Genomic DNA, 11,202 nt, shown 5'->3' with positions numbered 1-11,202 from the left:
AGTCTACACCGTAATCCGACCTAACCGTCTTTCGATTGCGCTACAGCCGACGTCATTCCCCCGTAGACAACAGAATAGATTCAGAGGTGACCTATGAAAAAGAGCCCGATTTCTGGCTGCCTGTGTGTACTGCTCATGCTCATGCTTGCGCCTGGCCGCGTGCAGGCGCACCCCATGAGCGACGAATCGGTAACGACAAGTCCACCCGGCGGCTGGGTTTGTTGGAGCGCCGCCGAGGCAAACCCGTGTCATATCCCCATGCTGGATGTTGATATGGTTTCGGCAAATGAAGCGTGGGCTGTTGGCGACCTGGGCGCTATCCTCCACTGGATTAACGGACAGTGGGTGGAGGCTAACAGCCCAACCACGAAGCGACTTTACGCTGTGACTATGGTATCTGCAAGGAGCGGATGGGCCGTAGGCGAAGCTGGAACGATTGTGCATTGGGACGGCAACAGTTGGGATTCGGTCCGCAGCCCAACGAGCGTGACGCTGTATTCGATTGCGATGTTTGGCGCTGCGCTGGGATGGGCGGTCGGCGAGGATGGCGTGATGTTGCGCTGGAACAATGCTCAGTGGGTAAAAATCAACGGCCCAACAACAAACACCCTGCTCTCGATCGTCCTGACATCGCCGAGTGACGGATGGACGGTAGGGGTAGCGGGCGACATCTTGCGCTGGAATGGAACGCTTTGGAGTGTCATGCCGAGTCCAACGATGAATTCTCTCAACGACATCGCGATGGCATCCGCCAACGACGGATGGATTGTGGGAGATCAAGGCATCATGCTGCGATGGAACGGGGCATCCTGGCAAAGCGCGCCCTTGCCGGGATCACTGGACAACCTGACGTCCATCTTCATGGTATCTGCCAATGACGGCTGGGCAGGCAGTCAGGGTGGTGAACTGCTTCATTGGGATGGAACCACGTGGACTGCGAAGACAAACCCCTACCCGGCCGGGATCCATGCGATCAACATGGAATCGGCGAGTCATGGTTTTGCTGTCGGCGAGCTTGGCGTCATCCTCCGCTGGAACGGCGAGGTGTGGACGTGGATCAATGGGGAGTCCATACGCGCTTTGAATGCCGTCAAGATGGTATCATCGCACGATGCGTGGGCCATTGGAAACGCGGGGTTGATCATGCGTTGGAATGGCGGCGAATGGACACCGGTATCTACACCAACAACGGCAAACATGAAAGCGCTGGCCATGATTTCGGCGAACGATGGCTGGGCAGTGGGGACCAAATACTCTGCCGGGCATATGGATGCGATCACCTGGCATTGGAATGGGACAGCGTGGACCCAAGCGCCAAACCCGGCTGCAGGTGAGCTTTCTGACGTGGACATGATTGCTTCCAACGATGGGGTGGCCGTGGGCGAGAACGGCATTATCTTGCGTTGGAATGGATCGGCCTGGCAGACCATGACCAGTCCAACGACGGCGTGGCTGGCTGCGGTGGATATGACCTCGGCAACCGATGGCTGGATTGGCGGCAGTGGAGGGCTTCTTCTGCACTGGAATGGGAGTGCCTGGACATCGGTTGCCAGTCCCACCACAGACGGCATTTATGATATTGATATGGTATCGCCTTCCCTCGGCTGGGCCGTCGGCGGCTATCCCACAAGCACAATCCTGCGCTGGAATGGGAATTCGTGGACGATTGTCTTTACGTCTACGGGGTATTTAGGTAAGATTCGTATGCTATCGCCCACCGATGGGTGGGCCTTGGGCAGCACAGCATTTCATTGGAATGGAAGCCAATGGCAAGAGAAGCCTGGCTTGATTGACCAATTCAACGCGTTCGATTTCATAGCACCCGACGATGGTTGGGCTGTTGTGTCGGGAGACGCCATGGCTCATTGGAATGGAAGCAGCTGGGAAATGGTCGCTACAAACCAACTTCCGCTTATCTCGTTCGAGTCGGTCAAGCTCCTCTCTGCCACCAATGGTTGGGCAGTGGCGCAAGACAGCGTGATTGCTCATTGGGATGGTGCGACATGGACACTGTTAGATCGCCCGCATTGGGGCTCGCCTGATCTGTACATGATTGACATGCTGTCGGCCAACGACGGTTGGATTGTGGGAGAAGATGGCACAATCCTACGTTGGAATGGGCAGAAGTGGCTCCCTGTGTCCAGCCCAACCAATACCACCTTGTATTCCGTTTCAATTGTGTCGGCTACGAATGCCTGGGCCGTTGGCTACGATGGCACTGTTCTTCACTGGGACGGCAACGCGTGGACAGCCCTATCACGCATTTCCGATTCTGCCTTGAACTCCGTAGATATGTTGTCAGCCGATGACGGATGGGTTGTCGGCGATGAAGGCACGGTGTATCACTGGTATGGGAATTCATGGCATTACGTCGCAGTTCCAACCCGCCAGCACCTCAAGGGGGTGGCTGCACTCTCGGCTACCAACGTGTGGATCGTTGGCAACTATGGCACCATTTTGCACTGGGCTGGCGGAGCATGGGAGATCGTAAACAGTTCAACGTTCAACAATCTCAATGCGATCGTGATGATGTCAGCGAACGAAGGTTGGGCCGTCGGCGGCTATCGAGGCCCTGGCACGATCCTCTACTGGAATGGGCGTACCTGGGATCCGCTGCCCAGTATTGTCAACAAGCAGTTGTTCTCGGTAGCTGCGGCTGGCGGCGCGGCGTGGGCCGTCGGTACGTACGGCGAATTCGTACGCTATACCCCCTTGCCCAATCACGGCTTCATTCCGTACGCCAGGAGGTGAACACGATTCTACCCGCGCCCAACCGTATGCCCAATCGAAACAACTCATGGCCCAACCGCCAGCGTTGCCAGTACGACATGATCGCCCGCCGGCTGCCCGGCTTGATTCAGGACGAACAGGCGCTGCCCTGTGGGCGCATGGTATAACCCGGCAATGAGGGTGACTGGCCCGGCCGGCGCATTGGGTGGTACGGTCAGTGTGTAGACTTCCAGGCTGCCTTCGCCCGGCCGCCACAGGGATGTCGGGTACTGGCCGCCGGTCGGCTGATGGTCGTCCTGCGCCAGGATGGCGCCATCCGCGGCGAGGAGGTGAACGAACGCGGTCAGATTGAGCAGCGGCGGTGCGTTGGCAACCCAGGCCAGGGTGACGGTCAGCGGTCGGCCGGGCGTGATCTGAGAGGGCAGGCCGGCCGCGGTCAGGGTCATGCCCCGGTCGAAGGCGGCCGCTGCGTTGAGCGCCAGCCCGGCGGTTGCGGCCGGGTCAATGGGCGCGGCCAGGTCAGATGGGGCGATGGGTACGCCCGGCTGCAGGCGCGCCTGCACGCCGCGCTGCGCTGCGCCGCGCACCGGCAGCCAGGCGTCGTCGCCCGCGCCAAATGCGCGCACCTGCACCGTCACGTCATAACGGCTGGGGCGCACGCCGTCGGCCGGCGGGTTGAGGGTGATGACTTCCTGGAGAGTATCGCCCGCGCGCCAGCGGTCGGTCGGCCAGCGGCCGTGGGTCGGCGCGTTGGTGTGATCGGCCAGCAGCGCGCCGTCATCCGGGTGACGCAGGGCCACGGTGACGCGCCAGTCCTGCGTTGGCCGCTGGACAGCCTGCCAGGTCAGTGTGACCGTGACGGGCTGCCCAGGCGCGTGGCGCGTGGCATCCACCTGGGCGTCGAGCAGCGCCAGTTCCTCGCCGAAGAGGATCGGCGCGGCGTCCGGGCGCGCCGCGGCCAGCGGCGGCCGGCCGTAGGCTGGACGCACAAAGCCCAGGGCCGCGGTCAAGGCGAGCAGCAGGGTGGCCGCGGGTAGGAGCGCCCACGCGGCCCGCGGCGTGGACCCCAGGCGGCGCGCCAGCTCTTGCAGCCCGGCCACGAAGCCAATCGCGAGCGGGCCGATCACGGGCCACAGCAGCCGCGCCTGGTCGGTGCCCAGGGCAAGGCCCGTGTACTGCACCAGCGTGAGGAGCGACAAGGCCACGCTGAGCGCCAGTAGGAGAACGGGGACACGGTTGAGTAATGCTGCCTTCAACAGCAGTCCGGCCAGGGCGGCCAGGCTGAGCAGCAGCAGCGCCATGTACAGCCACGCGGGGTACTCGATCTGCCCGGCCGCGCCAAATTTACCCCAGAAGGTCTTGAAAAGGCCGTTTGCCAGCCAAACGAGCACGGAGAAGTCCACCGACCCCTGGCGCACATCCACCGTGGCGCGCACCAGCGGCCAGCCCAGCAGATCATGGTACAGGATCCAGTTGCGCAGCAGCCAGGGCGCGGCGATGACGCCGGCCGGCGCCAGGCTGAGCAGGGTCGCGCCGGTCCTGGCCTGCCATGACCATGCGCGCGCGGCTGCCGACTCCCCACCACGCGGCGCCGACTGCGCCATGAAAACGGCCAGCGCGGCCACCGGCCACAGCGCCAGGACGCTGACCTTGCTCAGCAGGCCGAGGCCAAGCAGGACGCCCAGCGTCAGCCCGCGGCGGTTCGTCCAGCCCCCGCGGTAGATGCGCAGCGCCAGCAGCAGGATGAGCGTACCCAGGGCCGCCGCCAGGTTGTCGTTGCTCACCGCGCCGCTGCTGAAGAGGAATCCGGGTAAGAAACCGGCAAAGCCGGCCGCGGCCAGCGCCAGCCCCGCTCGCGCCGGGGCAGCGGCACGAGCCAGGGCGTAAATGCCCCATACGGTGACGGTGCTGAGCAGCACGGAAAAGAGGCGCAGGAGGTGCATGGCGAGCGCGCCGCCGCGCCAGGGAAAGTCCTCCAGCCGGGTGTGGATGAAATGGTTCGGGTAGATCGCATCTGGGCCATGCTGAGCGTCCGGGTTGGCGCGTAAGAAATTGAAATCGAGACCTGTCCACGCGGTTAGCAGCGCGCCCAGCCCGTGGTAAAGCGGGGGATGCTTGCCCTGCGTCACCGCCGGCCCCACGGGGAGGCTGCCGTGCGTGCCGATGTAGACCACGTACGCATAATGGTCGGCCTCGTCCGGCGCTTCCCCCAGCGGCGCGCTGAGACTGAAGAGCGTCGCCAGCGCCAGGTGCGCAGCGAGTAGAAGCAAGAGCGGTGAGCGCCACCGTGAGCGGTGCTGAGTGATTGGCATCAGCGCACCGTCAGCCGGCCCAGGGAGACATCTTGATCTGTGGGCAGCAAGCCGCGGACTTCGGCGAGCTCAGTCGAGTCGCCAGGCGTCACCGGCAGATTGCGCAGCGGTTGCAACCGGTACATCCCGGCGCGCAGCTCGTGAGCGCCGGGCGTTAGGTCGGCTGGCAGCGTGATGAGATGGCGATCAAGGATCAATTCATTGGGCTGCCAGCGCGTCGTGGGGGTGAAGCCGCCGACCGGCTCGCCGTCGTGCTGGGCGCGCACCGCACCGCTTGCGTCACTCAAATGGACAAACACCTGGTAGTTTTGATCAGTGTCATGCAGGTTGAACCAGTAGAGCGTGACGGCCACCCGCTCGCCAGGCCGGGCGTTGGCCGGCAGATCGGCGCCGATAAGGAGGGCTTGATCGCCCACGCGGCTGGATAGACGCTGCGGCTGCCAGCGGGCGGTCAGCGCGCTGCTCAGCCACAGCAGGCCAGGCAAGAGGACGAGGATTGTGGCAATCAGCAGACTGCGCCGCCGCAAAGGCCACGCGGCTCGACTGAGCGTTCGACTGAGCGCTCGCGCCGAAGGCTCGCCGAAGTCGCCGCCCACCAGCAGCCAGAGCAACCCGCCCCACCAGGTCAAGACAGTCAGCACGCCGGCCACCTGGCGCGGCAGGGTGGCTTCGAAGATCATTTCCACAACATGGCGGCCCGCGGGAATCTGCGCCGTGACCAGCCCCAGGTCGCCGCTGGCGCCGGTCAGCACGCGTTGGCCGTCCACACGCACCTGCCAGCCAGGAAAATAGAAGGCGTGCAGGCGGATCGTCTGCGCCTGCGGGCTGTCCAGCAGCAGGCGGTACGCCAGGGGGCCGCGTGGCAGCAAGACGATGTCAGGGATGGCCGCGGGCGCCGGGCCAGCCTGCGGCTGCGTGGGTGCACGCCCCAGCGCCCAGCGCTGTTCGGTCACCGCCACCGGCAGAAATTCGGCCGTCCAGGTTGCGCCGACCTGGCCGTTGGCGGCATCCTCGGCCCACATCTGCTCCGGCGTTACGTCGGCTGGCCCGCGCGGCAGCGCGGTGTAGGGCAGCACCGCGAGGCCGCTGAAGAGAAGCAGCGCCAGGACCGGCAACAAGACCGCGACCTGCGCGCGCGGCCGGCGCGTGATCAGCCCAGGCAGGGCGCCGATTACCAGCGCGCTGGCGAACGCGGTCAGGCTCAGCCAACGCCAGGGGTATTGCAGGCGGGCCAGGAGCGGCTCCGCCAGTTGCCAGAACGGCAGCGCTGGTGTGGTCAACAGGGCGACAGACAGCAGGCAGGCGACAACCGCAAAAATGAAGAGGCGGGCGCGAGAAGGCGCCGGGGATGAAGCGGCTGGTGCGGCGGGGCGCCAGAGGGCCAATAGGGCGCGGCTGCTGGCGGCTCGACTGAGCTCGCCGAAGCCCGCGGCCACGGTCAGCAGCAGGAGCAGCGCCATCAGCAGGCTGAGGCGGTGCTGCAGTGGCTGGCCGGCTGCCAGCCGGTAGACATAAGTAAGTGAACGGCTAACCAGGTTGCCCAGCGGCAGGAGATGCTGGCGGTAGCCGGTGGAGATGGGATCAGCGCCCAGCTTGACCGCGCTGGCTTCGGCGATGACCGGCAGCCAGTAGAAGGCGGTGAGGCCGAGGGCCACGACAAAGGCCAGTCCGGCGTTGAGGACCTGGCGCCCACGATGCGACGGCCCACTGAGGAAAATGACGGCGATCGCCCAGACGGGCGCCAGCATCAGCGCAGTCAGATGATGGGTCAGAATCAAACCGCTCCAAGTCAGGGCATGGAGCGTCCAACGCCAGGCCTGGCGTTGGGGCGCGGACGCGGCATGTTCAGTCGGCAGCAGGCTCAAGAAAATGAGCGGCGGCCACAGAAACGCGACATGTTCAGCTAAGGCCCCGCGCAGGAGGCCATCGGCTAGATGATACGGAAAATACGTGTAAACGGCCGCCGCCAGTACGGCGCCGGTCGCGCCCCACACGCGCCGCGCGAGGGCGGCCATTGCCAGGGCAGGTAGGACGAAGCCAAGCGCGACCACGATCTTGACGGCGGCGATGGGGCCAAAGGGTAGGAAAGGCACGGCCAGGTAATAGCTCAACGGGCTGTAGAAATGCAGCACCGGCTGGCCATAACCGAAACCGAAGTCGGGAAACCAGCGCGGGTAGATCACGCCCTGGCGGAGCGCATCGGCCAACGCAGCCACGCGGTAGAGGTGAAAGAGGCCATCATCCGAGGCAAAGAAGCCAGGCTGCAGGAGCGGCACGCACGCAGGCAGGCTGACGAGCAGCGCCAGCAGCCACAGCGTCGGCCGCTGTCGCGCAGCCGCTGACAGCGCTGGCCGGGGCAGCAGGCGGCCTCCTTCCTGCATGGTAGGAGTGGGCGGATTTGGTGAGGCCAACGATGAGAGTGTGAATGGCATGGGACCGGCGTGTTTTCCTCAGTGGGGCAGCGCGCTGATGAGCAGCCCGGCTTCGACCAGAGACGCGATCAGCGCAGTCAGGCTCAACAGCGAAAGCTGCCAACGGGTTAGCGCCAGCTGGAAGCGGCTGCGGCGGTAGCCCAGGATGAGCAGCCACAGGATCACCGCCCAGGCGGCGAACGGCTCTTGCGGCCAATAATGGCCTGTGCGCTGCGCCTGCAGCCAGAAGTTGAGCGCCAAGGCGGCGGTCAAGCCAAGCAGGCTGATGCCGCTCAGACGCCAGGCGCGCCGTGCCGGCCCAGATAAGCCTTCACCGAAGGGGCGGCGTATGGCTAACAGCTCGAGCAGTTGGCTGAGGATTCCAACGAGCGTCGCTGCGGCCACCATCGCCCAGACCGCCCATTGAACGAGGGTCATGAACGCGCTCATGCGCCTGCGCTCACAGCGCCCGCATCCTGGGCCAGGTCTGAAGTTGGCTGGCCGCGCTCGGCCGTCATCCCGGCCAGTGCATCCTGGAGGGCGGCCAACTCGGCGCGTGTCCACGGGCCGCTGCCCAGCAAGGCGAGGGTGACGATCGTCTCGTCCGCACGGCCAACGAGCCAGGCCCAGGCGCGTGTGGGCGACTTCGCCTGGGCCATCAGCAGCCCGCACAGCGTCAGCAGCCCGCCGGCCAGGGCAAACGGCAGTCCTGGATCGAATACGGCATCGAGTTGAACGAAGCGTACGCCCTTCAAATGGAAGGCGTCCTGTGTGGCAGGATCGTTGACGGTGGTTTGTCCATTCTCTTCCAAAAATGCGCTGAAAATGGGCGCGTCCTCGCCTAACGCAAACGCCTGGGCCAGGAAGACTGGCCCTGTGTAGCCTTGTTCAGGCAGGTTGGGGTAGTAGACCACGCGCAAGACCTGGCTGCGTAAGGGCAGCGCCAGGCTCTGCTCAATCTGAGGCCGATCGAACAACACGGATTGCTGGACAGACTGGCTGCCGCCGGTCAGGGGGCGGAGGGTGAGCGCACGCCCGTTGCTGTCATTCACGCTGACCTGCAGGGCAGGGCCGCTGCCCGCGGGGATGAGGCGCGCCCCGCCCGGCGCGGCTGCGGCTCGCGGCCCGATGCTGACCACGGCCGTTTGTGCGCCGAGACTGACGGTAATCTGGGACGCGCTGCCGATGTCGCCTGCGGTCAGGCTGAAGCCAGGATGAAACCGACTCTGCCAGGTTTCGCCGGGCGCCAGTTGGATATGGTCTTCGCTCCAGCCGGCCTGTTCGCTGATGAACAACGCCAGGATGATCAACACAGGGCCCAGGTAGCTCAGGATGTTGCCCACAGCCCCCCAGGCGCCGCGCGTCGCATGAATGGCGATTCGTTGATCCTCGCCACCGTCAACCGGCGGCGCCGCTCCGCTGATGACTTGACGAAAGCGTGAGCGCAGTTCAGTCAGGATCAGGTCGGCGGCAGCGGCGGCTGTGGTGGGCACGCGCACCTCGCTGACGGCAAGCCCACTGGGCGGCAGCGGCGAATCCAGGGTTGGCCGCCGCAAATGAATCCAGAGCAGGCATTGATCGGCCAGGCGCACCAGATTGTGGACGGCGAGCGCAGCCAAGACGAGGCGCAGCCAAGCCGCCTGGCCGATGGCGAAAAAGCCGAGCGTTAGCCAGACCGAGCCGAGCGCGCCGTAGGCGGCGGCGAGCTGCTGCAGCGAACGTTGGTAGGCGGCAGTGTCAGGCGCGGCCAATGGCTGGGGCGATTGCGGCAGAAAAACAGCCGCGGCTAACCCCAGAATCAAGGGGATGACCAAAATGAGGAACGTACGCCGCGCGCCCGCCAGGCGCCACAGCCGTGTCAACCAGTCGAGCGCCGCAGTTTTCGGTTGCATCAACGGATCAGTCAAGTTTGGGCCAGAGCCAACCACAACAACTCCCGCAACGAATCATGAGCGCATGATACCTTCATTCGGATGGGTAGTCAAGCCAACCATCCCTTAACTTGACAGCTTCTACATCCTCATTATAATGTGCCTGTCCACGGCGCATTCGTCTAGAGGCCTAGGACGCCGCCCTCTCAAGGCGGTGACAGGGGTTCGAATCCCCTATGCGCTACCAGAACGCCCTCACGCTAAATCGTGAGGGCGTTTTTTTGTTTCCTCTCCACGTGTGCTCTATCCAACCTGAAGAAAATGTCAGCAAGTTCAAAAGTCATCCCAAACTCGCCCTGTCAAGGACTAGACAAAATCAAAATACCCTGTATAATTGACTTGTGGGTAAAAGTGGGGCAAAAATCCTGAAATTAGTTCGTTTTTTGGCCTGAGTGGGGAATTAGAACAAATGTTCATCGGTCGCGCTGAGCACGTACTCGACAGCAAGGGGCGCTTGACGATTCCGTCCAAATACCGGGCTGCGCTGGCTCCAGGTGGAGTGGTGACGCGCGGCATGGGCGATTATCTGATCGTACTGCCGATGAACGAATGGCTCAGCCTGGCGCACCGCCTGGATGATAAGCCAATGCTGACCGATTTGGCCGTGGGTGAACTACGCCGCTGGCTATATGCGGAAGCCGCCGATCTGGAGTTGGACGCGCAAGGCCGGTTCATTCTCCCACCGGAGCTGCGCGAATTTGCCAGTATCACCAGCAACGTCATCGTGGCCGGCGTTGGCACCCACCTGGAACTATGGACGCCGGAGTTCTGGCAGACGCGACGCGCACACCTGATGCAGGACAACGAGATGACGTCTCTGTTCCGGGCGTTGAGCGTCTAGGTATGGCTGCGCAAACCACGGTGACCGCTGTGGCTGAAGGTCACGTGCCTGTGCTACTGGCGGAAACCCTCGAAGCCTTGGCCCTGCAGTCCGGCGCCGATGTGATTGATGGGACGTTGGGCGGCGCGGGGCACGCCGAGGCGATCTTGCAGGCCACCGCTCCCACTGGCCGCCTCCTGGGGTTGGATGCGGACCCGGCTGCCGTGGCGCGCGCGCGCATCCGCCTGGCGCCGTTCGGCGAGCGCGTGGTGCTGGCGCAGGCCAATTTCGATCAGATGCGCATCGTCGCCGGCGCCTACCGCATGACCCCCGCGGCCATTGTGCTCGATCTCGGCCTGTCATCGTATCAGTTGTCTGCTGACGGCCGCGGCTTTAGCTTCTTGGGCGACGACCGCCTGGACATGCGTTTCAACCCGGCTGTGGGGCGCTCAGCCGCTGACTTGGTGAACACGCTGGAAGAGACTGAACTGGCTGATTTGATTTTTCGCTACGGCGAAGAGCGCCTCTCGCGGCGCATTGCGCGTGCCCTGGTGGCCGCCCGCCCCGTGGTCGAAGCCCGCGCCGCGGCCGAGGTGATCGCCCGGGCCGTGGGAGGGCGCCATGAACACATTCACCCAGCCACGCGCACCTTCCAGGCGCTGCGGATTGCGGTGAACGATGAACTAGGCGCGCTGGAAAGGGTGCTGCCCCAGGCGCTGGACTTGCTGCAGCTCGGCGGGCGCCTGGCTGTCATCAGTTTTCATTCCCTGGAGGATCGCGCAGTCAAGCAGTTCATGCAGCGCGAAGCCAGCGATTGCATTTGTCCCCCCCGTCTGCCAGTCTGTGTGTGCGGACATCATGCTCGCCTGCGCCTCATCACGAAGAAGCCTATCATGGCTGGCGAGGCCGAGATCCGTCGCAACTCCCGCAGTCGCAGCGCACGACTGCGGGCTGCCGAGAAAATCGCCTGAAAACCTAGCCTACGACTATCAGGGCGC

At 64.1% G+C, this 11,202-nt stretch carries 7 protein-coding genes and 1 tRNA gene; 4 read left to right on the top strand and 4 right to left on the bottom strand.

All coding sequences use genetic code 11. The annotated features are described in order from the left end of the window. Positions 1-93 precede the first annotated feature (93 nt). Positions 94-2,751, top strand: a complete 2,658-nt coding sequence (locus tag ACPQ6D_RS09615; protein ID WP_423224092.1) for a WD40/YVTN/BNR-like repeat-containing protein — start codon at positions 94-96, stop codon at positions 2,749-2,751. Between the two features lie 44 nt (positions 2,752-2,795). Here ACPQ6D_RS09615 and ACPQ6D_RS09610 read toward each other — a convergent pair whose 3' ends face one another. Genes ACPQ6D_RS09610 through ACPQ6D_RS09595 form a run of 4 tightly spaced genes read right to left on the bottom strand, consistent with a single transcriptional unit; the run spans position 2,796 to position 9,345 of the window. After that, positions 2,796-5,042: a hypothetical protein gene (locus ACPQ6D_RS09610; RefSeq protein ID WP_423224091.1), complete on the bottom strand. Its 2,247-nt coding sequence runs from the start codon at positions 5,040-5,042 to the stop codon at positions 2,796-2,798. After that, a complete protein-coding gene (locus tag ACPQ6D_RS09605; RefSeq protein ID WP_423224090.1) occupies positions 5,042-7,474 on the bottom strand; it encodes a 6-pyruvoyl-tetrahydropterin synthase-related protein in 2,433 nt (810 codons plus the stop codon). The genes ACPQ6D_RS09610 and ACPQ6D_RS09605 overlap by 1 nt, the downstream gene beginning before the upstream one ends. Before the next feature lie 18 nt (positions 7,475-7,492). Further along, positions 7,493-7,891, bottom strand: a complete 399-nt coding sequence (locus tag ACPQ6D_RS09600; protein WP_423224089.1) for a hypothetical protein — start codon at positions 7,889-7,891, stop codon at positions 7,493-7,495. Positions 7,892-7,899: 8 nt separating this feature from the next. Then, entirely contained in the window at positions 7,900-9,345 is a 1,446-nt protein-coding gene (locus ACPQ6D_RS09595) for a cytochrome c biogenesis ResB family protein (protein ID WP_423224088.1), read from the bottom strand. A 150-nt stretch (positions 9,346-9,495) separates the two neighbouring features. Here ACPQ6D_RS09595 and ACPQ6D_RS09590 point away from each other — a divergent pair. From ACPQ6D_RS09590 to rsmH, 3 genes are all read left to right on the top strand, one after another. Continuing rightward, positions 9,496-9,571 (top strand) — tRNA-Glu (locus tag ACPQ6D_RS09590). Positions 9,572-9,793: 222 nt separating this feature from the next. After that, positions 9,794-10,225, top strand: a complete 432-nt coding sequence (locus ACPQ6D_RS09585; RefSeq protein WP_423224087.1) for a division/cell wall cluster transcriptional repressor MraZ — start codon at positions 9,794-9,796, stop codon at positions 10,223-10,225. Between the two features lie 29 nt (positions 10,226-10,254). Next, positions 10,255-11,175 (top strand): 16S rRNA (cytosine(1402)-N(4))-methyltransferase RsmH, encoded by a 921-nt coding sequence (gene rsmH / locus ACPQ6D_RS09580; protein ID WP_423224136.1) that lies wholly within the window; start codon positions 10,255-10,257, stop codon positions 11,173-11,175. Positions 11,176-11,202 lie beyond the last annotated feature (27 nt).

The organism is Candidatus Amarolinea aalborgensis (assembly GCF_900491745.1).
Taxonomy (GTDB): Bacteria; Chloroflexota; Anaerolineae; order SSC4; family Amarolineaceae; genus Amarolinea; species Amarolinea aalborgensis.
Note: the sequence above shows the minus strand (reverse complement) of the source record. Positions and strands in the feature narration are given on the sequence as shown.

Coding starts and splice junctions, on each gene's coding strand:
- ACPQ6D_RS09615 (WP_423224092.1), top strand. CDS start 94: ATGAAAAAGAGCCCGATTTCTGGCTGCCTGTGTGTACTGCTCATGCTC.
- ACPQ6D_RS09610 (WP_423224091.1), bottom strand. CDS start 5,042: ATGCCAATCACTCAGCACCGCTCACGGTGGCGCTCACCGCTCTTGCTT.
- ACPQ6D_RS09605 (WP_423224090.1), bottom strand. CDS start 7,474: ATGCCATTCACACTCTCATCGTTGGCCTCACCAAATCCGCCCACTCCT.
- ACPQ6D_RS09600 (WP_423224089.1), bottom strand. CDS start 7,891: ATGACCCTCGTTCAATGGGCGGTCTGGGCGATGGTGGCCGCAGCGACG.
- ACPQ6D_RS09595 (WP_423224088.1), bottom strand. CDS start 9,345: ATGCAACCGAAAACTGCGGCGCTCGACTGGTTGACACGGCTGTGGCGC.
- ACPQ6D_RS09585 (WP_423224087.1), top strand. CDS start 9,794: ATGTTCATCGGTCGCGCTGAGCACGTACTCGACAGCAAGGGGCGCTTG.